The following is a 22,708-nucleotide window of genomic DNA, read 5'->3' as shown; positions in this document are numbered from 1 at the left end:
CACATGGTCTGCACAGCGTTTTCCACAGGCTTTTCACCGTCCGCGGCGCGCCCGCGCGCTGCCACGGCGCGGGTTCGATGCGAGTGCTGGCGCGGGCTGCGCGCGCTTTTCCCGATGCGGTGCGGGCGTCGGGGGGAGTTATCCACCGCGCGTGGGGCCAGCTCGGAGGAGTCCGGTGCGCGACACCACCGGCGGTGTGCGCGAGCGTTCATCCGGAAGCGAAATGCGGGAACTGTTGCGCGGAGGCTTCGTTTCTCGCCGGCTCACGCGGTGGGGAACCAGTCTTGCGGCCAGCCGAGGTCGCGCTTCAGCAGGGCCCACTCGAAGCCCGGACCCGGATCCTTCTTGCGCCCCGGCGCGATGTGCTCGTGGCCGGCGACGTGGCGCACCGGATAGTGCTGCGCGATCGCGGCGCACAGCGCGGCCAGCGCTTCGTACTGCGCGTCCTCGAAGGTCTCGCCCTCCAGGCCTTCCAGCTCGATGCCGATCGAATCGTCGTTGCAGTTGGCGCGCCCGCGCCAGCTCGAGGCACCGGCATGCCAGGCCCGCGCGTCGCAGCTCACGAACTGCAGCAGCGCGCCGTCGCGGCGGATGAAGAAGTGCGCCGACACCTCGGCGCCGCGGATCTGCTGGAAATAGGGATGCGCATCCCAGTCCAGCCGGTTGGTGAACAGGCGCTCCACCTCGTCGCCGCCGTACACCCCGGGCGGCAGGCTGATCGAGTGCAGCACGATCAGGTCGATCGCGCTGCCTTCGGGCCGCGGCCCGAAGTTGGGCGACGCCACTTGGTGGGCGAAGCGGTACCAGCCCTGCGCCCAGAGCGCGTCGGCCGGCTCAGGTGCCGTTGTCATCGGGCTCTTCGCTGCCCGGCGTCGCGATGGCCAGGCGGGCGATGCGGTAGCGGATCTGGCGCAGGCTCAGGCCCAGGCGCTGCGCTGCGGCGGTGCGGTTGAAGTTGGTTTCGCGCAGCGCCTTCATCAGGATCTCGCGCTCCTGCTGGTCCAGGTAGGCCTGCAGGTCGCTGGGCACGCGTTCCGCGGCCGCGGCAGCGGGCGCTTCGGTGGGCGAGGGCGCCGGTGCCGGCGCCGACGCCGAAGGCGTGAGGTCGACCTGCAGCTCCGAGCCGTCGCTCAGCGCCAGCGCGCGGTGCAGCAGGTTCTCCAGCTCGCGCACGTTGCCGGGCAGCGGATGCGCCTGCAGCTGCGCCAGCACCTGCGGCGACAGCTGCGGCGCGGGCATCCCGGTCTCCTGCGCGATGCGGGACAGCAGCGCGGTGCACAGCGTCGGCAGGTCCTCGCGCCGCTCGCGCAGCGGCGGCACCAGGATCTCGATCACGTTGAGGCGGTAGAACAGGTCCTGCCTGAAGCGGCCGGCCTGCACGTCGGCGGCGAGGTCCTTGTGGGTGGCGCTGACGATGCGCACGTCCACCGCCTCCTCCTGCGTGGAGCCGATGGCGCGCACGCTGCGCTCCTGGATGGCGCGCAGCAGCTTGGACTGCATGGGCAGCGGCAGGTCGCCGATCTCGTCGAGGAACAGCGTGCCGCCGCGCGCCGCCTGGAAGAAGCCCTCGCGGTCGGCGGTGGCGCCGGTGTAGGAGCCCTTCCTGGCGCCGAAGAATTCCGCCTCCAGCAGGGTCTCGGGGATGGCGCTGCAGTTGACCGCGACGAAGGGGCCGTCGGCGCGGTGGCTGCACGCGTGGATGGCGCGCGCCACCAGCTCCTTGCCGGTGCCGGACTCGCCGCGCACCAGCACGGGGGCCATGCTGCGCGCCACCTTGCCCACCCGTTCCTTCACCTGCCGCATCGGCGCCGACTCGCCCACCAGCCGCGCCAGCGCGCCCGCGCCGCTGGCGCGCTGCTCGCCGGCGCCGTGCGCGCGCGGGGCGCCCGAGCTGCGCTGGCGCTCGGGCACGCCGCTTTCCTCGATCGCGGCGGCCACCACCGCGCGGAACTGCTTCAGGTCCACCGGCTTGGTCAGGTAGTCGAAGGCGCCGGCCTTGAGCGCCTCCACGGCGTTCTCGGCGGACCCGTAGGCCGTCATCACGATGCAGCGCTCGGGCCGCTGCTGCGCCGCCATGCGATGCAGCAGCTCCAGCCCGAGGCCGTCGGGCAGCCGCATGTCGGTGATCACGGCGTCGAAGCGCTGCTGCGCCAGCAGCGTCCAGCCCTCCTCCAGGGTTCCCGCGGCGTCCACGCGGTAGCCTTCGCGCAGCAGCGTCAGTTCGTAGAGGGTGCGAAGGTCCGGTTCGTCGTCGACGACGAGCACGCGGGGAACGGCTGCGGGCGGGGGCATCAGGCTCCTATTGTGTCAAACGGCGCGCCTCCGGGCACCATGCTCGCGCGCGTGCGGAATGTCACGGTGAAGGCGTTGCCCTCGCGGCCGCTGCCGTCGGGGGCGCGGCCGCGCGTGTAGGCGACCGTGGCGCCGTGGCGCTGGCACAGTTCGCGGCAGATGAAGAGGCCCAGGCCGCTGGAGCGGCTCTCGGAGGAGAAGAAGGGCTCGAACAGGTGCCGCTGCACGCTCGCGTCGAGCGGCGCGCCGTCGCTCCAGACCTGCAGCCGCGCCTTGGTCGAACCCATGACCGTGGCCACCACGATGGCCGCGGGCGCGGCCGAGGCGTAGCGCAGCGCGTTGTCCAGGAGGTTGACCAGCACGCGCCGCAGGTGCTCGCCGTCGAAGGTGACCCAGGCCGTGCCCGAATTTAGCAGCAGGCGCATCCGCGCCCCGGCCTGCGCCTGCCGTTCCCATTCGCCGACGAAGCCCCCCACCGACTGGTCCAGTTCCAGCCAGTCCGCCACCGGCTGCTGCGGGACGCGGACGAGGTTGAGGATCTCCTCGACGATCTGCGACAGCCGGTGCGCGTTCTTGCCCACCATGTCGCTCAGTTGCCGCTGTCCCGCGTCGGACAGTTCCTCGGCCAGCAGCGCGTTGGCCTGGGCGATGGCGGCGAGCGGGTTGCGGATCTCGTGGGCCACGGCGGCCGACATGCGGCCCATGGCGGCCAGCTTCTCGGTGCGCACCTGCGCCTCGGCCTCGCGCAGGTCCTGCAGGAACATCACGCAGAGGGTTTCGCTGTAGGGGTCCTGCGCGGAGGTGGGCCGGGTGCGCACGCGCAGGTGCAGGCGCTCGCCCGGCGTGAGTTCGAGCGCCAGTTCGGCGCTCTGCGGGTCCATGGTGTCGAAGGTGCGCTGGGCGATCGCGGCCAGCGGCCGCCAGCCGGGGCGCGACACCAGCGCCAGCGAGGCCGGCGCTTCCGGCGCCTGCCAACCGAGCAGCTGGCGGGCGGAGGGGTTTGCGGCGTGGATGCGCCAGTCCATGCCGACCACCAGCAGGCCGTCGCCCAGCGTCTCGATCACCAGTTCGTTGACGTGCGCCTGGGTGCGGGCGGCCGACAGGCTGCGGCGCGCCGCCTCCTCCTCGCGCGCGAGCCGCATCGCGAGTTCGTTGGCCAGCAGCGCCACCACGAAATAGCCGCCGCCGGTGAGCGCCGCCTGCACCAGGCGGGCGGTGTGCTCGGGTTCCAGCGCCTGCAGCGAGGCGTCGACCAGCAGCAGCAGCGTGACGGCGGCGGCCGTGCCCAGCGCCAGCAGCAAGGAGCCGAGCACGGAGGCGGTCAGCACCGGCACCGCGAACAGCGGCGAAAAGCTGAGGTTGGCGACCTGCAGGAAGTGCAGCAGCGAGAACGCAAGCAGGTCGATGCCGATGGTGGAGACCCACTGCGGATCGAAGGTGCGGCCCGGCGGCACCGGCTTCATGAACAGGCGCACCGCCAGCGAGGCCGCGAGGTAGGCGCTGCAGAGGGCGAACTGCCAGGGAAAGACCGGGGCGATGCCGGCGAGCGCGATCCCGGCCAGCACGAACAGCAGCACGATCGCGATGCCGATGCGCGCCGACATGAAGCCGCGCCACAGGCGTTCGAAGGCGGACACGCCGGGCGGCCGGGCGACCACCGGCGCGTCCCAGGTCCAGGTGGAATGGCCGGAAGAGTACGCCGTGACCATCGCTTTCAGCGCCCGCCCGGCCGCCCGAAGGGCGCTGATGGCCCCCGCGGGGGGCAGGGAGTTACACGAAGTGAGCGACCGTGGGGGCTCATGTCAGCCGTCGGCGCGCAGCCGGTGCTCGTTGCTGCAGTAGAGGATGCCGCGCTGGCCCGGCACCGCCTCGGAGCGCGGCAGGTGCAGCCCGCACACCGGGCAGCTCACCATCTCCTGCGGGTCGGCGGGCGGGGGCGGGCGCCGGGAGCGGGTTTCCCGCTCGTCGGTCACGCGGGCGTTGCGCCACAGCATGTAGGCGACGAACAGCACCGCGAACAGCAGCAGGTACTTCATGCGTCGGGCTTCCGGAGCAGGACTTCGAGCACGAAGCGGGAACCGACGTAGGCCAGCAGCAGCAGCAGGGAGCCGACGTAGATCACGCGCACCGCCTTGCGCCCGCGCCAGCCGAAGCGGGCCCGCCCCAGCAACAGCAGCGCGAAGGCGATCCAGGCCAGCATGGAGAAGATCGTCTTGTGGTCCCAGCGCCAGGCGCGGCCGTACAGCACCTCGGAAAAGAACACGCCGGCCAGCAGCGTCGCCGACAGCAGCACGAAACCGGCGGTGGCGAAGCGGAAGGTGAGGCGTTCCAGGGTCAGCAGCGGGAGGCCGGCCTCCGGTTCGGCCGCATGGCGCATGGTGTATTCGGCGCGCTGCATCAGCCAGGCGTGGACCACGGAGGCGGCGAACAGGCCGTAGGCCGCGATGCCCAGGGCCCAATGCAGCGGCAGCCACGGCGAGGTGGTGACGTGCAGGGGCGAGCCGGGGAAGACCAGGGCCAGCAGCACCGCCGCCGAGCCCAGCGCCGCCAGCGCCCAGCGGGCCTGCAGTTGCGGAAACATCTGCTTTTCCACGGCGTAGACCGTCAGCACGAGCCAGGCCGTCATGGACACGGCCGGCGCGAAACCGAAGCGCGGCGACTCTCCCAGCAGGCCCCAGCCGAGGGTCAGGCCGTGCAGCAGCCAGGCGGCCAGCAGCGCCCGCCGTGCGGCGACTTCGCTCAGCCGGGAGTGGCCGGCGGCCGGCAACGCATAGGCCGCGGCCGTGGCGACGCTCAGGGCCAGGCTGGCCGGGGACGCGCTGGATAGAATCATGGGACAAGTTTAGCCCTTCCGTTCCCCGCGGACCGGTCACGCGGCGCGCAACCACCACACCCCATGGCCTCCGCACTCTCCGAAAAACTTTCCCGCCTGGTCAAGCAGATGCGCGGCCAGGCCCGCATCACCGAAGAAAACGTCCAGGAGATGCTGCGCGAAGTGCGCATGGCGCTGCTGGAAGCCGACGTGGCGCTGCCCGTCGTGCGCGACTTCGTCGCGCGCGTCAAGGAGAAGGCGCTGGGCCAGGAGGTCGTGGGTTCCCTGAACCCGGGCCAGGCCCTGGTCGGCATCGTCCACCGCGAACTCGTGGCCACCATGGGCCAGGGCGTGGCGGACATCAATCTCGCCACCCAGCCGCCCGCCGTGATCCTGATGGCGGGCCTGCAGGGCGCGGGCAAGACGACCACCACCGCCAAGCTGGCCAAGCACCTGATCGAGAAGCGCAAGAAGAAGGTGCTCACGGTCTCCGGCGACGTCTACCGGCCGGCCGCCATCGAGCAGCTCAAGACGGTGACGAAGCAGGCTGGCGCCGAGTGGTTCCCGAGCTCGCCGGACCAGAAGCCGGTGGACATCGCCCGGGCCGCGCTCGATCACGCCCGCCGGCAGTATTTCGACGTGCTGCTGGTCGACACCGCCGGCCGCCTCGCGATCGACGAGGCCATGATGCGCGAGATCAAGGAACTGCACGCGGCGGTGAAGCCGGTGGAGACCCTGTTCGTGGTGGACGCCATGCAGGGCCAGGACGCGGTCAACACGGCCAAGGCCTTCAAGGAGGCGCTGCCGCTCACCGGCATCGTCCTGACCAAGCTCGATGGCGACTCGCGCGGCGGCGCGGCGCTGTCGGTGCGCCAGGTCACGGGCGCGCCGATCAAGTTCGCCGGTGTCAGCGAGAAGATCGACGGCCTGGAGGTGTTCGACGCCGAGCGCCACGCGGGCCGCATCCTCGGCATGGGCGACATCGTGGCGCTGGTGGAGCAGGTGCAGGCCGGCGTCGACATCGAGGCCGCGCAGAAGCTCGCCGCCAAGGTCAAGAGCGGCGAGGGCTTCGACCTGAACGACTTCCTGGCCCAGCTGCAGCAGATGAAGCAGATGGGCGGCCTGTCCACGCTGATGGACAAGATGCCGGCGCAGGTGCAGGCCAAGGCCGGCCACGTCGACATGGAGAAGGCCGAGCGCGACATCCGCCGCAAGGAGGGGATCATCTGCTCCATGACCGCGGCGGAGCGCCGCAAGCCCGAGATCATCAAGGCGACCCGCAAGCGCCGCATCGCCGCCGGCGCCGGCGTCCAGGTGCAGGAAGTCAACCGCCTGCTCAACGAGTTCGAGCAGATGCAGACGATGATGAAGAAGATGAAGGGCGGCGGGCTGATGAAGCTGATGAAGCGCATGGGTGGGGGGAAAGGGATGCCCAAGATGCCTTTCTAGCCTCCGGCTAGAAAGGCATCCTGGGCTTCCGGGCGTCACAGGAACCCCCTCTCCCCAACCCTCTCCCCCGAGGGGGAGAGGGGGCGGAGCGCGTCGCTGAAGTGTTCTTGCCGTCCTTTCAGGCCCGGAATTCGTTGGCTCGCTTGGTCCAGCCGGCCAGGAAGACGCGCTGGCTGCGGTCGCCCTGGGCGATGCGGTGGTACAGCGCCAGGCGGCTCTCCACCAGGCGGTTCACGAGCTCCGGGCCCAGGGCCTGGTCCGCCTGCCGTGCGGCGCCTATCGTCTGGTCGCCGATGCCGCCGTCCACCACGCAGGGGAAGCCCGCCTCGGTCAGGGTGCGCTGCAGCAGCTTGACCGCGGTGGCGGGGCCGTGGTTGATGCTCATGTCGAACATCACGGGCTGGAGCCGCTCCGGCAGCCGGTTGATCCGGGGGCCGGTGAAGTAGTTGGCGAGGTAGATCTTCTCGGCTTCCTGTACGCCCAGGTTGCGCACGTCCTCCGCGTCGACGCCGCGCTGGCGCCAGTTGGCCAGCGTGCGCAGCGTGATGCCGAACTTGGTCGGGCCGCCGCGGTCGTTCGGGTGGTTCACGTAGCCGCCTTCGCGCCGCAGGATGTCGGCGACCATGCGCTGCACGCTGGCCGGGCCCGCCTGCGCGCCGTCGTGTCCGTTGATGGGGCGGGACAACTCGCGCATTGGCGGCACGATCGGCTCGGCGGGGGAGGGAAAGCTGGCCCGGTTGGTGTCGTCCATGCCCGGCAAGGCGCTCGCCGGCTCCCCGGAGAGCAGGTGATCGACGCCGTCGTGCAGGGCATTGATCTGGTTCAGCGCGAAGCGCGAGCGTTCCAGCAACTGCCAGGCCGGGTGGGACTGCAGTCCGGCGACGATGGTCTCCAGCTTGGCGGCCGCGTCCTCCAGCCGCAGCGAGGCGGTGCCGAAGGCGGCCCGGGACTCCGCATCGGCCGCGGCGTCCAGGGCGGCGATCGCGGCCTTCAGCTTGATCCACTCCGGGCTGTTCTCCTCGGCCACGGAGAGCGCGGCACCGAGCGTGTCGCGGGCCTGCTGGTAGTCGGGCATGGCGCAGCTCCTTCGAAAAGGCGCGCGGAGTATGCGCCGGCCCTACGCGCGACCGGGCAACCAAACGTAGGCACTGCCGAGCGCACGGACGGCCCCTATACTCGCTTCCCCACGCGGAGGACCCCTTGAACCTCGTCGACAGCTTCGCCGACATCGCCCGCTTCGTGGCCCTGCGCCGCGACATCCACATGCACCCGGAGCTCGGCTTCGAGGAGCATCGCACGTCGAACCTCGTGGCCGAGCGGCTGCGCGAGTGGGGCGTCGAGGTGCACACCGGCATCGCCGGCACCGGCGTGGTCGGCGTGCTGCGCAACGGCAGCGGCCGGCGCACCGTCGGCCTGCGCGCCGACCTCGACGCGCTGCCGCTGCAGGAAGAGAACCGCTTCGCGCACCGCTCCCGCCACGACGGCCGCATGCACGCGTGCGGGCACGACGGCCACACGACCATGCTGCTGGCCGCGGCCTGGCACCTCGCGCAGGCGCGCGACTTCGACGGCACGGTCCACTTCATCTTCCAGCCGGCCGAGGAGATGGGCAAGGCGGGCGCGCTGAAGATGGTGCAGGAGGGCCTGTTCGAACGCTTCCCGTGCGAGGCCGTGTTCGCGCTGCACAACTTCGCGGTACCCACCGGCAGCTTCGCGCTGAATCCGGGTCCGCTCATGGCCTCGAGCAATACCTGGCGGGTGACCTTGCACGGCCGCGGCACGCATGCCTCGCAGCCGCACACGGGCATCGATCCCGTGGCGGCCGTGCTCGACCTCGGGCAGCAGCTGCAGGCCCTGGTGGCCAGGACGATCCCTTCGACCGAGCGGGCGCTGCTGGCGGTGACGCAGGTCCAGGGCTCGGGCGCGCCCAACGTGATCCCGGACGAGGCCTGGGTGGGCGGCACCGTGCGCACCTTCTCCACCGAGGCCACCGACCGCATCGAGGCCGGCATCCGGCGCCTGGCCGAAGGCATTGCCGCCGCGCACGGCTGCCGGGCCGAGGTGAGCTTCCGCCGGGCCTCGCCGCCGGTGGTCAATCACGAACGCGAGGCGCGCTTCGCCGCCGAGGTGATGCGCGAGATCGTCGGCGCGCAGCGCGTGGACGACCGGTTCCCGGCCGTGATGGCGGCCGAGGATTTCGCCCACATGCTGAACGTGCGACCGGGCTGCTATGCCTTCATCGGCAACGGCGACGGCGGCCACCGCCTGCCCGAGCACGGCCCCGGGCCTTGCATCATCCACAACACCTCGTTCGACTTCAACGACGAGATCATCCCGATCGGCGCCAGCTATTTCGTGCGGCTGGCGCAGAAGTGGCTCGCCCAACCCTGAGGAGTCCCCGATGCAGTTCCGCCCCTTCCGCAGCGCCGCGCTGGCGCTCGTTCTCGCCGCCGCCGCGGCCACGCCCGCCTTCGCGCAGCGCGTGGTCCGGATCGTGGTGCCCTTCGGCCCCGGCGCGGTGCAGGACACGATCGCCCGCACCTTCAACGCCGAACTCGGGCAGCAGCTCGGTGCGTCGGTGATCGTCGAGAACCGGCCGGGCGCCGGCGGAACGGTCGGGACCGCGCAGGCCGCCAAGGCCAGCGACAACAACACGCTCGTGCTGGCCGCCGCAAGCCACACGCTGGCGGGCCATCTCTACAGCAAGCTGCCCTACGACCCGGTGAAGGACTTCGTGGGCGTGGCCTACGTCGGCAACACCGGCTACGTGATCGCGGCGCCGGGCAACCTGGGCGTGAACTCGCTGGCCGACTACGTGAAGCTGGTCAAGGCGCAGCCCGGCAGGCTGAACTACGCCTCGGCCGGCAACGGCAGCGCGACCCATCTCGGCATGGCCTATTTCCTGTCGCGCGCCGGGCTCGACATGCAGCACGTGCCCATGAAGTCCACCGGCGATGCGGTCAACGAGGTGCTCGCCGGACGGGTGCAGGGCGTGGCCTCCTCCCTGATCGGCGTGATGGGCTTCAAGCAGGACCCCCGCATCAAGATCCTGGCGTACACCGGCGCGCAGCGCTCGAAGTTCATGCCGGAGCTGCCCACCGTCGCCGAGGCCGGCGTCGCGGGCTACAGGTTCGATTCCTGGATCGGCCTGCTCGCGCCGGCGTCGCTGCCGAAGGCGGAGGTGGAGAAGATCAACGCCGCCATGCAGAAGGTGCTGGCACTGCCCGCGGTGCAGGAGCGGCTGGCGAACCTGGGCGTGGAGCCCGGCACGATGTCGTCCGACGAATTCCAGGCGCTGCTGCGCTCGGACTACGAGCAGGCCGGGGTGCTGGTGAAGGCGTCCGGGGCGCGGATCGAGTGACCGTTCAGGCGGTCACCGACGCGTCGACCACCACCTCGCCGCGCAACGAATGCGGCAGCGCCTGCGTGATCGCCACGTCCACCATCCGCCCCGTCAGCCGCTGCGGGCCCGCGAAGTTGACGATGCGGTTGCACTCCGTGCGCCCCATCAGCTCGTTCGGGTCCTTGCGCGAAGGGCCCTCGACCAGGATGCGCTGGACCGTGCCCACCCGGCTGGCGCTGATGCGGCGCACGTTCTCCTCCAGCACCGCCTGCAGGTGCTGCAGGCGCTTGAGCTTCACCTCGTGCGGCGTATCGTCGTGCAGGTTCGAGGCCGGCGTGCCGGGCCGCGGGCTGAAGATGAAGGAGAAGCTCGCGTCGTAGCCGACGTCCTCCACCAGCTTCATCAGCCGGGCGAAGTCCTGCTCGGTCTCGCCCGGGAAGCCCACGATGAAGTCGGAGGACAGCGAGATCTGCGGCCGCACGGCGCGCAGCTTGCGGATCGTGCTCTTGTACTCCATGGCGGTGTAGCCGCGCTTCATCGCCATCAGGATCCGGTCGCTGCCATGCTGCACCGGCAGGTGCAGGTGGCTCACGAGCTGCGGCACCTTGCCGTAGACGTCGACCAGGCGCTGGGTGAACTCGTTCGGATGGCTGGTCGTGTAGCGGATGCGCTCGATGCCGGGGATCTCCGCCACGTACTCGATCAGCAGGGCGAAGTCGGCGATCTCGCTCGTGTCGCCCATCTTCCCGCGGTAGGCGTTGACGTTCTGCCCGAGCAGCGTCACTTCCCGGACGCCCTGGTCGGCGAGGCCGGCGATCTCGGTCAGCACGTCCTCGAAGGGCCGCGACACCTCTTCGCCGCGCGTGTAGGGCACCACGCAGTAGCTGCAGTACTTGGAGCAGCCCTCCATGATGGAGACGAAGGCCGACGCGCCTTCCACCCGCGCGGGCGGCAGGTTGTCGAACTTCTCGATCTCCGGGAAGCTGATGTCCACCTGCGGGCGCTGCTGGCGCTCGCGCTCGGTCAGCAGCTGCGGCAGGCGGTGCAGGGTCTGCGGCCCGAACACCACGTCGACATAGGGCGCGCGCTCGATGATGGCGGCGCCTTCCTGCGAGGCCACGCAGCCGCCGACGCCGATCAGCACGCCCTTCTTCTTCAGGTGCTTCACGCGCCCGAGGTCGGAGAACACCTTCTCCTGCGCCTTCTCGCGCACCGAGCAGGTGTTGAACAGGATCAGGTCGGCCTGCTCCGGGTCCTGCGTGGGCTCGTAGCCCTGCGCCGCGTTCATCACGTCCGCCATCTTGTCCGAGTCGTACTCGTTCATCTGGCAGCCGAAGGTCTTGATGTACACCTTCTTCATGGCGGACCTCAGCGCAGCAGCGTCACGGCCCGGGCGGCCCAGACCAGGTCCAGCAGCTCGGCGAAGCGCCGGATGCCGTCGGGCGTGCCGGCGTACTTGCCGCCCACCTTCGCGTACTCCTTCTCGTCGAGGAGCCACACCTCGTGCACGAGGCCGGCGCCGTCGCGGCGGTAGACCGTGTAGAGGGTCTGGCCCGCGAGCGCGCCGGACAGGACCAGCATGTTGTTGCGGTCGCGCAAGCGCGCGCCGGGCGAAAGGCGGTCTTCCTTGCCGTCGACGGTGATCACGGGCGGCGTCGCGCTCACGGCGATGATGGCGGGCTTGACGTCCTTGGGGGCTTCGCGCACGACGGTCTGCGCGCACACCGCGGCGGCGGCCAGCGACAGGCCGAGGAGGGCGGTTCGGGTCCAGCGGGGCATGGTTTAGATCCAGGGGCTGTGGGGGCTGAGGGCGACTTTGCGGGGGCAAGGCCCGGCGTGTCAACGCGCGCTGTTGCGCGGAAGCGAGTGCGCGCGGTGGAGGGAGGAATTATCCCATGGGGCTCCGGCCGCCGCGGCCGGCCGCGGCGGCTCAGTGGGAGGCGAGCAGGTCGGCCACCGCCTGCACGGCGCCCTGGCCGGTGTGCGGCGCGGCGAGCGGCACCACCGGCAGGCCCACGCCGCCGCGCAGGGCCTGCATGCCCCAGGCGCGCGTCGCGGCGCAGGGCGACACCAGGTGCACCAGCGGCCGCAGCGGCAGCCGCCCGATCAGGCGGGCGATTTCGTCCAGCAGCCCGGGCTGGCCCAGCGTCTGGGGATTGAGCAGGACGACCAGCCGATCGAGCTGGCGCAGCCCGAGCAACTCGATCCCCGAGGCCAGCGCGCGGCGCGAGAGCGCCTGCACGCGCGTGGTCGCGGAGTCCGCATGCTCCAGGTCCATGTAGGCGGCGCCCAGGTCGCGGCGCTGCACGTCGCTGCCGGCATAGCGCTGGTAGACGACGCGGGCGCCGGAGCGGGCGGCCAGGCTGCGCAGCAGGTCCTCGGCGTCGTTGTCCTCGGAGGCGACGGCGACCACTTCGCGCCGGCCCACCAGCGCGGGCTTCCAGTTCCCGAGCTGGCACGGCGCGCAGAGCGCCTGCCAGACCTCGGCCGGCCCGGCGTCCCAGCCCTGTTCGTGCTGGCGCTCGAGGAACTGCAGCCGGCGGGCCACGTCGGCGGCCTGCTCCACGACCTGCAGCGAGGCGATCTGCACCGGCTCCGACAAGGTGCCCGGGCCGACGCTGCCGTGCAGCAGCCGCGGGGCGTCGAGCCCGAGTTCGGCCTGCACCATGTCGCGCTGCGCCGTCACCGCCCCGGCTGCGCCTTCGTGCCACTGGACCAGCCAGTCCTGGGAGGACAGCAGCGCGGTGCGTGCGCCATTGGTCAGGCCCTGCTGCAGCAGGGCCGGCTGCAGCCGCAGCAGTGCTTCGACGGCGGAGCCCTCGCGGCGCCAATGGCTGGCGCACACCATGCGAACTACGGGCGGAGCGGACATCGGGCAGGTGGGAGAGGAAGGGAGGGCCGGGTGATTCTTCAGGCTTGAAGAACCGAGGGCGCAGCATAGCAAACGCGTTTGTCGCGTGGGGCGCGCAGTCAGCGCCGTCCAAGAAAGTCGATGCCGATGGGCGACGCCGCGCGGTATTTCTGCACGGACGCAGCCCGTGTCGAGCCGATGGCAGGAATGTAATTGTTTGTTGTGGCCACGCGGGAGGGGCGTGGCGGCGCTCAGGCCGCCTGGAGCCTGGCCGCGTGCAGGTTCAACTCGCGCACCAGCTTGGCCGTGGAATTCACGCCCAGCTTCGCCCGGATGCTGCGCAACTGGTGGTCGATCGTGGAGCACGAGCGATCGAGCTTGCGCGCGATCTCCTTGTAGCTGCAGCCGGCCAGCACCAGTTGCGCGACCCGCGTTTCGGCCACGGTGAGACCCGGCAGGCGGGCCGGCGCGGCTGGCGCAGCCGGGACCTCGGTCCTGCCTTGCTCGAGCTCCAGTGCGGCCGAGAGGACGGGCGCCATCACTTCGCGCGCCACCCGGTCCATGCCCTCGCAGGCCCGGGCGTCCCAGGCGAACGCCCTGCCGCTGTCCATGCACAGCAGGCCGAGATCCCGTCCGCGATCCCGGATGGCGACCGCGATCTTGCTGCGCGTTTGCGCCGCGAGCAGGAGGCTGCGCACCTCGCCCTGGATGCGCGGCTCGTTGGCGGCGTCCTGGTAGACGACGGCGCGCGGCGCCGCCCAGACGGCGCGGATCGCTTCCTGCCTGGCGTCGAAGCGGGCGCCCAGCACGGACGGCAATTCCCCGTCGCGCTGCCTGCGCTCCAGGCGCGGCACGTACACCGGATCGGCCGCGGTCGCGAAGCCGGCGTCGACCCGGTCCGCCGCGGTCCGGGCGAGCAACCAGTCCGCACAGACCGCCCAGCACCCGGGCAGGTCGTCGAGGTACAGCAGCATTTCCGCCGCGAGCCCCCGCTCCTCGGACGAAAGCCGTCCGCGGCGCAGCAGGCGGTCCCGCAGGTCCGCCTGCAGCAGGAACAAGCCCTGGGCATCCACGGGTTGCCTCTGCATCTCGTGCTTCCTCGAGAGGATGGCGCCGTCGCGCCGCTCAGGGCTTCGCAGGCAGCTTGGACACCAGCGTGAGGATGTCGTAGCTGGCCACCAGCTCGCCGTCCTGGTTCGTCACCTGCACGTCCCAGGCGACCACGCCCTGCGGCTCCTGTCCCTTCTTCGCCGGCCGGTCGATCTTGCGCTTGCAGGTCAGGCGCGCCTGGATGGTGTCGCCGATTCCCACCGGCTTCACGAAGCGCAGGGTGTCCAGGCCATAGTTCGCCAGCACGGGGCCCTTGCCGGGCGACACGAACAGGCCGGCCGCCGCGGAGAGGACGAAGTAGCCGTGCGCGATGCGCTTGCCGAAGGGGCTCTCCTTCGCGGCGATCTCGTCGAAGTGCATGTAGAAGTAGTCGCCCGACAGGCCGCCGAAGGCCACGATGTCCGCCTCTGTCACCGTGCGGCGGTGGGTCAGCAGCGAATCGCCGATCGCCAGATCCTCGAAGTGCTTGCGGAACGGATGCACGGTCTCTTCGCGCACCTGCGCACCGCGCACGTACTCCTGGGTCACTGCGGTGAGCATGGTGGGGGATCCCTGCACCGCGGCGCGCTGCAGGTAGTGCTTGACGGCGCGAATTCCGCCCAGTTCCTCGCCGCCGCCCGCGCGGCCGGGTCCGCCGTGCTTCAACGCGGGCAGCGGAGAGCCATGGCCGGTGGACTCCGTCGCGGCCTCCCGGTCCAGGATGTGGACCCGGCCATGCCAGCGCGCCAGGGCCGGGACGACCCGGGCGGCGACGGCCGGATCGCGCGTCGCCAGCGTGGTGACCAGGCTGCCCTTGCCGCGCGCGGCCAGGTCCACGGCGTGGTCCAGGTCCTCGTAGGGCAGCAGCGTGCTGACCGGCCCGAAGGCTTCCACGTCGTGCACGGCCGCGTCCCCTGCATCGCGGCGCAGCAGCAGGGTGGGGGCGAAGAAGGCACCGCCCTTCACGCCTTCCCCGACCGGCTGGAAGGAGCCGCGGTCCCCGAAGACGATCTCGCTGCCGCGCGCGAGCTGCGCGACGCGCTCGGCGACGTCGGCCTGCTGCGCCCGCGACGCCAGCGCGCCCATCTTCACGCCCTCCACCGCCGGGTCGCCGACCACCACCCTGGCGAGCCGCTGCGCCAGGCGTTCCGCCACGGCATCGAGGTGCCGGCGCGGCACCAGCGCGCGCCGGATGGCCGTGCACTTCTGGCCGGCCTTGACGGTCATCTCGCGCACGACCTCGCGCACGAACAGGTCGAACTCCTCGTCGTCGGGAGAGACGTCGTCCGCCAGGATCGCGCAATTCAGGCTGTCCGCTTCGGCGTTGAAAGGCACCGAGCGCGCCACCAGGTTGGGATGGACGCGCAGCTTCGCCGCGGTATCCGCCGAGCCGGTGAAGGTGACCACATCCTGCGTGTCGAGGCGCTCCAGCAGGTCGCCGGTGCCGCCGATCACCAGTTGCAGGCTGCCCTCCGGCAGCAGGCCGCTTTCGTGCAGCAGGCGGACCGCGGCTTCCGTGAGGTAGCTGGTGGAAGTCGCCGGCTTCGCGATGCAGGGCATGCCCGCGAGGAAACTGGGCGCGAACTTCTCCAGCAGGCCCCAGACGGGAAAGTTGAAGGCGTTGATGTGAACGGCCACGCCGCCGCGCGGCACCAGCACGTGCGTGCCGGCAAAGCGCCCCTGCTTGCCGAGCGAAATGGCGGGGCCCTCGTGGATCAGGTTGCCCGAGGGCAGCTCGCCGGCGCCCATGCTGGCGTACGCGTACAGGGTGCCGGCGCCGCCCTCGATGTCGATCCAGCTGTCGCCGCGCGTCGCGCCCGTGTGGCGCGAGATCTCGTACAGCTTCTCCTTGTTCTCCAGGAGGAAGGCGGCGATCGCCTTGAGGCGCGCGGCACGCGCCTGGAAATCCAGTTTCAGCAGTTCCGTGAGGCCTCTGGCCCGGGCATGGTGCACCGCTTCGGCGAAATCGATCCGCTCGGCGTGGGTGTGGCAGACGGTGCGCCCGTCGATGGCGCTGGAGAGGGGGGCAGCGGGTTCCGCGCCGAGCCAGCGGCCGGCGATCAGGCTTTGCAGAGTGGGAGCTTCGGTCATGGTGGGGTTCGGGGAAAAGGGTTGAAAGGGACGCTGGCTCACATGCCCAGGTAGGCGCGCCGGACGTTTTCGTCGTCGAGCAACTCCGCGCCGGTCCCGGACAGGCTCACCCGCCCGGTCTCGAGCACGTAGCCGGCGTCCGCGATGGACAGCGCGGCGTGGGCGTTCTGCTCCACGAGGAGGATGGTCATCCCCTGGTCGACCAGGGCGCGGATGATGCGGAAGATCTCGACGATCAGCAGCGGCGCCAGTCCCATGCTCGGTTCGTCGAGCAGCAGCAACCTGGGTTGCGCCATCAGGGCGCGCGCCATGGCCAGCATCTGCTGCTGGCCGCCCGAGAGCGTGCCCGCGGGCAGCGCGCGCTTTTCGTGCAGCACGGGAAAGAGTTCCCAGGCGCGCTGCAGCCCGGAGGCGATCTCCTGCCGCGTGCGCGTGTAGCCGCCCAGCCGCAGGTTGTCCTCCACGGAAAGCGGAGCGAAGACCTGCCGACCCTCCGGCACCTGCGACATGCCGGCGCGCACCCGCGCCTCGGGCGAACTCGCGACGATGCTGCGGCCGCCGTAGAGGACGTCGCCGCCGCTCGCGGGCTGCACGCCCGAGAGGGTGCGCAGCAGCGTCGTCTTGCCCGCCCCGTTCGCGCCGACGATGGCGACCAGCTGGCCGGGGCGCACCAGCAGGTCCACGCCCTTGAGCGCCTGGATGCGGCCGTAGTGGCTTGTGAGGCCGCGGACTTCGAGCAGGGGCAGGCCCGCCGGGCCCGCCACGCTCGAAACGGGTGGCGCCATTCCGGAAGAAGGAAGGTGCTGCAGGGGGGCTCGGATCGCCAGGCTCATGCGGGTTCTCCGAGGTAGGCCGCGATCACCTCCGGATTCGCGCGCACCTGCGCCGGCGTGCCTTCGGCCAGCTTGCGGCCGTGATCCAGCACCAGGACGTGGTCGGACAGGTTCATCACCAGCTTCATGTCATGCTCCACCAGCACCACCGTCACGCCGCTGTCGGAGATCTGCCGGACCAGGGCCTCCATCTCGCGGGTTTCCGTGTCGTTGAGGCCGGCGGCCGGCTCGTCCAGCAGGACCATCCCGGGGCGGCTCGCGAGCGCCCGCGCGATCTCCAGCCGCTTCAGCGCGCCGTACGGCATCTCGCTGGCATGCGCGCCCAGCCAGTTCCCCAGGCCCACGAGTTCCATGAGCTCCAGGCACCGGCGGCGGCAGTCGGCGTCGGCCCTGCGCAGGCGCGGCAGGTGCAGGATGCTCGCGAGCAGGCCCTGCGCCAGGTGCAGGTGGGCGCCGACCATCACGTTCTCGACGGCGGACATGTTCATGCAGACCTGCAGGTTCTGGAACGTGCGGCTCATGCCCAGCCTCGCCAGCTCGAAGGGCGCGCGGCCGGACACCTCCACGCCGTCGAAGGTGATGCTGCCCGCGGAGGGCGTGCAGATCCCGGTGACCAGGTTGAACAGCGTCGTCTTGCCCGCCCCGTTCGGCCCGATGACCGCATGGACGCTGCCCTTGGCCACGGTGAAGTCGACGTCGTCGACCGCCTTGAGGCCGCCGAAGGACCGGGAGAGTCCTTTCACACGCAGTTGCGTCATCGCGCCGCTCCCTTGCGCAGCCGCGCCGCGAGGGTGGGGACGATGCCGCGCGGCAGGAAGATCATCGTGCCCATCAGGATGGCCCCGAAGACCACGGTTTCCCAGCCTTCGAACGTGGACAGCAGCTGCGGCAGCACGGTGAGGATCGCCGCGCCGACGATGGAGCCGAACACGGAAGCCATGCCGCCGACCACGACCATCGTGACGAGCTCGATGGAGTGGAAGAAGCCGGCGAGTCCCGGTGTCACGAACGCCACGTAGTGCGCCGTCAGGCTGCCGACGATGCTGGCCACCACCGCCGACACGACGAAGATGCGCACCTTCACGCGGGTGGTCATGACGCCCGCGACCTGGGCGGCGATCTCCGACCCGTGGATCGCCTGCAGCGCGCGGCCGGCGGGCGAGTCGATCAGGTTGCACGCGAGCCAGGTGACCAGCAGCAGGAGGCCGGCCACCAGCGCGTACCAGGCCTTCTCGCCCGCGAGCTCCAGGCCCGCCACCCCGAGCGCCGGCACCGCGAAGCCGTCCGGGCCGCCGGTGTAGCGCGCCTCGTTCGTGAGGACGATGGCGATGATGATGCCGAGGCCCAGCGTCGCCATGGCCAGGTAGTGGCCCTTGAGTTTTAGGATCGGGCGGGCCAGCGCGAACGCCAGCAGGCCGGCGGCGAGTGCCCCGGCGGGCAGGGCCAGCAGCGGAGGCCAGCCGAATTGCGCCGTCAGGACGCCGCTGGCGTAGGCGCCGATGCCCAGGAAGCCGGCGTGGCCGAGGCTGATCTGCCCCGTGTACCCGATCAGCAGGTTGAGGGCGATCACGGCGATCGCGTTGAGCGCGATCCGGATCGCGACGTCGTACTGGTAGCTGTTGGTGAGGACCAGCGGCAGCAGCAGCAGCAGCGCCGCGAGTGCGGCGAGTCCCTTGTTCCCGCGGCTCATACTCGCTCCGTCACCCGGGCGCCGAACAGGCCGCGCGGCAGGAAGAACAGCACCAGCAGGATCAGCACGAAGGGAACGGCGTCCTTGTAGGCGGACGACACGTAGCCTGCCGTGAGCGCTTCCACCAGCCCGAGGAGCAGCCCGCCCAGCACGGCACCGAGGCCGCTGCCCAGGCCGCCCAGCGTGGCGGCCACGAAGCCCTTCAGGCCCAGCATGATGCCGACGTCGGCCGAGGTGTTGGTGATGGGCGCGACCAGGATGCCGCCCAGGGCGCCCAGCGCGGCGGACAGCCCGAAGCTCGCCAGCAGGACGCGGCGCACCGGCACCCCCACGAGTTGCGCGGCCAGCTTGTTGCAGGAGCTGGCCAGCATGGCCTTGCCCTGCAGGGTGCGGGTGAAGAACCAGGCCAGCGCCAGCACGATGGCCAGGCTCACGCCCAGCACCCACACGCTCTGCGGCAGCAGCGTGGCGCCCAGCACCGCGATCGGCGCGTCGCCGCTGAAGGAAGGCAGCGCGTAGGACCCCTTGCCGACGGTCACCTGCACGAGGCCCCGGATGAACAGCGAAGCGCCGATCGTGATGATGATCAGCGACACGACTTCCGCATTGCCGGCGGGCTGGATCGCGAAGCGCTGGACGAGCAGGCCGGCCAGCGCGGCGGCCGCTACCGCGATGGCCACCGCCAGCGGCAGGGGCACGCCCTGCGCCGACAGCAGCACGGCCCCCATGCCGCCCAGCATGATGAACTCGCCCTGGGCGAAGTTGATGACGCCGCTGGCGTTGTAGATCAGCGCGAACCCGAGCGCGGCCAGCGCGTAGGTGGCGCCGACCGTGAGCCCGGAAAACACGAATTGCAGCAGTTGGGCGAGCATGGAACCCCCGGCGTCGTGGCTCAGTTCACCAGTTGCCAGTCGCCGTTGCGGATCTCCAGCATCCGGAAGGCGGAAAGGTCCAGGCCCATGTGGTCGGCGGCGCTCATGTTGACCACGCCGCCGGTGCCCACGAAGCCGCGGGTGGCCTCGAGCGCATCGCGCACCTTGGCCTTGTCGGTGCCGCCCGCCTTGCGGATCGCCTCCACGGAGAGCATCAGCGCATCCAGGGCATGGCCGCCGAAGGTGGACACGTCCTCCTTGTACTTCTCCTTGTAGGCCTTGGCATAGCCGGTCACGACCGGCTTCTGCGGATCGTTCGCCGGCAGGGTGTCCGCGACCAGCAGCGAAGCCGCCGGCAGGCGCGCGCCCTCGGCGGCCTTGCCCGCCAGCTTGATGAATTCCTCGGAAGCGACGCCGTGCGACTGGTACAGCGGCAGCTTGATGCCCAGTTGCGCGTAGTTCCGCGTCACGACGGCGGGGCCCTGGCCCAGTCCGAAGACGAGCACCGCCTGCACGCCGGGCACGGCCTTGATCTTCGTGAGCTGCGCCGTCATGTCGGCGTCCCTGGCGCCGTAGGTCTCGTCGGCGACCAGCTCGATGCCCATCTTCTGGGCCACGGCCTGCGTCTCCTTGCGGCCCGACTGGCCGAATCCGCTGGTTTCGGACAGCAGCGCCACCTTGGACAAGCCGCGCTTCTTCATGTCGGCGAAGATCTTTTCCGCCGCCATGCGGTCGGTGTGCGGCGTCTTGAATACCCAGCGCTTCACCGGCTCGACGACCGCGACGGCGCCGGCCAGCGAGATGAACGGGACGCCCGCCTTCTCCACCAGGGGCGCCATCGCCATGGTGGCGCCGGTGGTCGTGCCTCCGATGATCAGGTCGACCTGGTCCGACTCGATCAGCCGCTTGCCGAAGCCGTTGGCCTTGTTCGCGTCGCTGGCGTCGTCGTAGTGCACCAGGGCCAGCTTGCGGCCCTGCACGCCGCCGGCGGCATTGATCCTCTCCACGTACATCTGCAGCGTCTTCAGCTCGGGGTCGCCGAGGAAGGCCGCGGGCCCGGTGACGGACAGCACGGCGCCGATGCGGATGTCGCTGGCCTGGGCGACGGCGGGCAGGGTGGCGGACAGCAGCAGGGCCGCCGCCGCCTGCAGCAGGTGGCGTTTGTTCATGGAAGTCTCCTTGGAGTTGGACGGGCGGAAATTCAGGCGGGCTGCGCGATCTTGGGTCGCTTGTCCACGACGCGGCGGGCCTTGCCGGTGGCGGTGCGTTCGATGCTGTGGCTGGCCAGCACGCGGACCTTGGTGCTGACGCCCACATAGGTCTTGACGGCGTGCTCCAGCGCGCGGCCGATGCCTTCCGACTCGGTCGTGGTGAGCTGGTTCGACACCTCCGGGCGGGCTTCCACCAGCACGTCGAGCTTGTCCAGGTGGCCGTCGCGCGTCACCACGAGCTGGTAGATCGGGGCGAGCTTGTCGTTCTTCAGGATCAGTTCCTCGATCTGCGTCGGGAACACGTTGACCCCGCGGATGATCAGCATGTCGTCGCTGCGGCCGGTGATCTTGCCGATGCGGCGCATGGAGCGGGACGTCGGCGGCAGCAGGCGGGTGAGGTCGCGCGTGCGGTAGCGGATCACCGGCATCGCCTCCTTGGTCAGGGAGGTGAACACCAGCTCGCCCTCCTCGCCGTCCGGCAGCACCTCGCCCGTTTCGGGGTCGATGATCTCGGGGTAGAAGTGGTCTTCCCAGATCACCGGGCCGTCCTTGGACTCCACGCATTCGCTCGCCACGCCGGGGCCCATCACTTCGGACAGGCCGTAGATGTCCACCGCGTCGATGCCGGCGCGCGCCTCGATCTCTCCGCGCATGGCATCCGTCCAGGGCTCGGCGCCGAAGATGCCGATGCGCAGCGAGCTCTCGACCGGGTCGAGTCCCTGGCGCAGGAATTCCTCGATCAGGTTCAGCATGTAGCTGGGCGTCACCATGATGATGTCGGGCTTGAAGTCGCAGATCAGCTGGACCTGCTTCTCCGTCTGGCCGCCCGACATCGGCACCACCGTGCAGCCCAGCTTCTCGGCGCCGTAGTGCGCACCGAGGCCGCCGGTGAACAGGCCGTAACCGTAGGCCACGTGGACGATGTCGCCCGGGCGGCCGCCGGCGGCCCGGATCGAGCGCGCCACCACGGTGGCCCAGGTCTCGATGTCGTTGCGGGTGTAGCCCACCACGGTGGGCTTGCCGGTGGTGCCGGAGGAGGCGTGCACCCGCGCCACCTGCTCGCGCGGAACGGCGAACATGCCGTAGGGATAGTTGTCGCGCAGGTCCTTCTTGGTGGTGAAGGGGAAGCGGGCGAGGTCCGCCAGTGAGCGGCAGTCCTCGGGCCGCACGCCGGCGGCGTCGAAGGCGGCGCGGTAGTGGGGAACGTTCTCGTAGGCGCGGCGCAGCGTGGTCCGCAGGCGTTCGAGCTGCAGGGCCTGGATTTCGTCGCGGCTGGCGACTTCGATCGGGTCGAGCCGGCTGCGGAGCGGCGTGGGAGCGAGCATGGGGTTTCCTCTCGGGAATGAATCGGGGTGGGAGTGGCCGGGCCTCAGGCGCCGGTGAAGCGCGGCGGCCGTTTTTCCAGGAAGGCGCTGACGCCTTCGCGGTAGTCGTTGCTGCGCCCGAGTTCGCGCATGAAGTCGCGCTCGAGATCCAGCTGCGCCTCCAGCGTGTTCAGGCCGCTGGCCTGGAGCGCCTGGCGCGTGCGCAGCACGCCCAGGGTGGGCGCTGCGGCGAGGCGGCGCGCCAGCGCATCCGCTTCGGCCGCGAGCTGGGCGTCGTCGACGCATTTCCAGATCAGGCCCCAGGCGGCGGCCTGTTCGGCGCTCAGCTTGTCGCCCAGCATGGCCAGCGCCGTGGCGCGGGCCGGCCCGAGCAGCCGCGGCAGGAAGTACGTCCCGCCGGTATCCGGGATCAGGCCGAGGTTGCAGAAGGCCTCGATGAAATGGGCCGAACGCGCGGCGATGACGATGTCGCAGGCGAGCGGCAGGTTCGCCCCGGCGCCGGCCGCGACGCCGTTGACGACGCACAGCACCGGGACGCTCAGGCGGCGCAGGGCCAGCACCAGGGGGCCGTAGTACAGCTCGATGGAAGCGCCCAGGTCGGGCGCGGCCGCACCCGGGTCCACCGAGCGGTCGGCGAGGTCCTGGCCGGCGCAGAACGCGCGCCCGGCCCCGGTGAGGACCAGCACGCGCACGGTGCGCTCCGCGGCCGCGCTTTCGACGCGCTGCAGCGCGTGGCGCAGTTCTTCGTGCATCGCGACGTTGAACGCATTCAGCCGCTCGGGTCGGTTCAGCGTGATGCGGGCGATCCCGTCCGCGACCGAAAAGAGGATGTTGCGGTAGTCCATGGCCG

General features: G+C 70.8%; 21 protein-coding genes. 3 read left to right on the top strand and 18 right to left on the bottom strand.

Annotated features, from left to right (window positions below; all coding sequences use genetic code 11):
• Positions 1-263: 263 nt before the first annotated feature.
• The 5 genes from ampD to JJ685_RS20160 all read right to left on the bottom strand — a co-directional run bounded on the left by ampD (position 264) and on the right by JJ685_RS20160 (position 5,125).
• On the bottom strand, positions 264-851 hold the full coding sequence (gene ampD, locus JJ685_RS20180; RefSeq protein ID WP_201676126.1) for a 1,6-anhydro-N-acetylmuramyl-L-alanine amidase AmpD: 588 nt from the start codon (positions 849-851) through the stop codon (positions 264-266).
• Positions 835-2,292 (bottom strand): sigma-54-dependent transcriptional regulator, encoded by a 1,458-nt coding sequence (locus JJ685_RS20175; protein ID WP_201676125.1) that lies wholly within the window; start codon positions 2,290-2,292, stop codon positions 835-837. The genes ampD and JJ685_RS20175 overlap by 17 nt, the downstream gene beginning before the upstream one ends.
• Positions 2,292-4,001, bottom strand: a complete 1,710-nt coding sequence (locus tag JJ685_RS20170; RefSeq protein ID WP_201676124.1) for a sensor histidine kinase — start codon at positions 3,999-4,001, stop codon at positions 2,292-2,294. The genes JJ685_RS20175 and JJ685_RS20170 overlap by 1 nt, the downstream gene beginning before the upstream one ends.
• A gap of 93 nt (positions 4,002-4,094) precedes the next feature.
• A complete protein-coding gene (locus JJ685_RS20165; protein WP_201676123.1) occupies positions 4,095-4,328 on the bottom strand; it encodes a PP0621 family protein in 234 nt (77 codons plus the stop codon).
• A complete protein-coding gene (locus tag JJ685_RS20160; protein ID WP_201676122.1) occupies positions 4,325-5,125 on the bottom strand; it encodes a cytochrome C assembly family protein in 801 nt (266 codons plus the stop codon). The genes JJ685_RS20165 and JJ685_RS20160 overlap by 4 nt, the downstream gene beginning before the upstream one ends.
• A 63-nt stretch (positions 5,126-5,188) precedes the next feature.
• Between JJ685_RS20160 and ffh the strand changes: the two genes are divergently transcribed.
• The gene (ffh, locus tag JJ685_RS20155; RefSeq protein ID WP_201676121.1) at positions 5,189-6,553 is read left to right on the top strand and encodes a signal recognition particle protein; all 1,365 of its coding nucleotides are present in this window, start codon (positions 5,189-5,191) and stop codon (positions 6,551-6,553) included.
• A gap of 118 nt (positions 6,554-6,671) precedes the next feature.
• On the opposite strand, the gene JJ685_RS20150 is transcribed toward ffh, so the two are convergent.
• Entirely contained in the window at positions 6,672-7,628 is a 957-nt protein-coding gene (locus JJ685_RS20150) for a glycoside hydrolase family 108 protein (RefSeq protein WP_201676120.1), read from the bottom strand.
• 125 nt (positions 7,629-7,753) lie between these two features.
• Here JJ685_RS20150 and JJ685_RS20145 point away from each other — a divergent pair, with 125 nt between their 5' ends.
• On the top strand, positions 7,754-8,944 hold the full coding sequence (locus tag JJ685_RS20145) for a M20 aminoacylase family protein (protein ID WP_201676119.1): 1,191 nt from the start codon (positions 7,754-7,756) through the stop codon (positions 8,942-8,944).
• A gap of 10 nt (positions 8,945-8,954) precedes the next feature.
• Positions 8,955-9,914: a tripartite tricarboxylate transporter substrate binding protein gene (locus JJ685_RS20140; RefSeq protein WP_201676118.1), complete on the top strand. Its 960-nt coding sequence runs from the start codon at positions 8,955-8,957 to the stop codon at positions 9,912-9,914.
• Positions 9,915-9,918: 4 nt separating this feature from the next.
• Here JJ685_RS20140 and miaB read toward each other — a convergent pair whose 3' ends face one another.
• From miaB to paaG, 12 genes are all read right to left on the bottom strand, one after another.
• Complete coding sequence (gene miaB / locus JJ685_RS20135) at positions 9,919-11,256, bottom strand: tRNA (N6-isopentenyl adenosine(37)-C2)-methylthiotransferase MiaB (RefSeq protein ID WP_201676117.1); 1,338 nt, start codon at positions 11,254-11,256, stop codon at positions 9,919-9,921.
• Between the two features lie 8 nt (positions 11,257-11,264).
• Positions 11,265-11,675: a hypothetical protein gene (locus JJ685_RS20130; RefSeq protein ID WP_201676116.1), complete on the bottom strand. Its 411-nt coding sequence runs from the start codon at positions 11,673-11,675 to the stop codon at positions 11,265-11,267.
• A 151-nt stretch (positions 11,676-11,826) separates the two neighbouring features.
• A complete protein-coding gene (locus JJ685_RS20125; protein WP_201676115.1) occupies positions 11,827-12,768 on the bottom strand; it encodes a hypothetical protein in 942 nt (313 codons plus the stop codon).
• A 230-nt stretch (positions 12,769-12,998) separates the two neighbouring features.
• Positions 12,999-13,835, bottom strand: a complete 837-nt coding sequence (locus JJ685_RS20120) for a helix-turn-helix transcriptional regulator (RefSeq protein WP_201676114.1) — start codon at positions 13,833-13,835, stop codon at positions 12,999-13,001.
• A 37-nt stretch (positions 13,836-13,872) separates the two neighbouring features.
• A complete protein-coding gene (gene paaZ, locus JJ685_RS20115; RefSeq protein ID WP_201676113.1) occupies positions 13,873-15,927 on the bottom strand; it encodes a phenylacetic acid degradation bifunctional protein PaaZ in 2,055 nt (684 codons plus the stop codon).
• 38 nt (positions 15,928-15,965) lie between these two features.
• Entirely contained in the window at positions 15,966-16,667 is a 702-nt protein-coding gene (locus JJ685_RS20110) for an ABC transporter ATP-binding protein (RefSeq protein ID WP_201676247.1), read from the bottom strand.
• A gap of 89 nt (positions 16,668-16,756) precedes the next feature.
• On the bottom strand, positions 16,757-17,518 hold the full coding sequence (locus tag JJ685_RS20105) for an ABC transporter ATP-binding protein (protein WP_201676112.1): 762 nt from the start codon (positions 17,516-17,518) through the stop codon (positions 16,757-16,759).
• Positions 17,515-18,450 carry a branched-chain amino acid ABC transporter permease gene (locus tag JJ685_RS20100; RefSeq protein ID WP_201676111.1) on the bottom strand — a complete coding sequence of 312 codons (936 nt, stop codon included), beginning with the start codon at positions 18,448-18,450 and terminating at the stop codon, positions 17,515-17,517. Before JJ685_RS20100 ends, JJ685_RS20105 begins: the two co-directional genes overlap by 4 nt.
• Positions 18,447-19,322 (bottom strand): branched-chain amino acid ABC transporter permease, encoded by an 876-nt coding sequence (locus JJ685_RS20095; protein ID WP_201676110.1) that lies wholly within the window; start codon positions 19,320-19,322, stop codon positions 18,447-18,449. Before JJ685_RS20095 ends, JJ685_RS20100 begins: the two co-directional genes overlap by 4 nt.
• A 20-nt stretch (positions 19,323-19,342) precedes the next feature.
• Complete coding sequence (locus tag JJ685_RS20090; protein WP_201676109.1) at positions 19,343-20,491, bottom strand: ABC transporter substrate-binding protein; 1,149 nt, start codon at positions 20,489-20,491, stop codon at positions 19,343-19,345.
• A 32-nt stretch (positions 20,492-20,523) separates the two neighbouring features.
• Positions 20,524-21,858, bottom strand: coding sequence for a phenylacetate--CoA ligase PaaK (paaK, locus tag JJ685_RS20085; protein WP_201676108.1), 1,335 nt, complete (start codon positions 21,856-21,858; stop codon positions 20,524-20,526).
• 44 nt (positions 21,859-21,902) lie between these two features.
• The gene (gene paaG, locus JJ685_RS20080) at positions 21,903-22,703 is read right to left on the bottom strand and encodes a 2-(1,2-epoxy-1,2-dihydrophenyl)acetyl-CoA isomerase PaaG (protein ID WP_201676107.1); all 801 of its coding nucleotides are present in this window, start codon (positions 22,701-22,703) and stop codon (positions 21,903-21,905) included.
• Positions 22,704-22,708 lie beyond the last annotated feature (5 nt).

Origin of the sequence: Ramlibacter monticola (genome assembly GCF_016722785.1) — a bacterium.
Lineage (GTDB): Bacteria > Pseudomonadota > Gammaproteobacteria > Burkholderiales > Burkholderiaceae_C > Ramlibacter > Ramlibacter monticola.
Note: the sequence above shows the minus strand (reverse complement) of the source record. Positions and strands in the feature narration are given on the sequence as shown.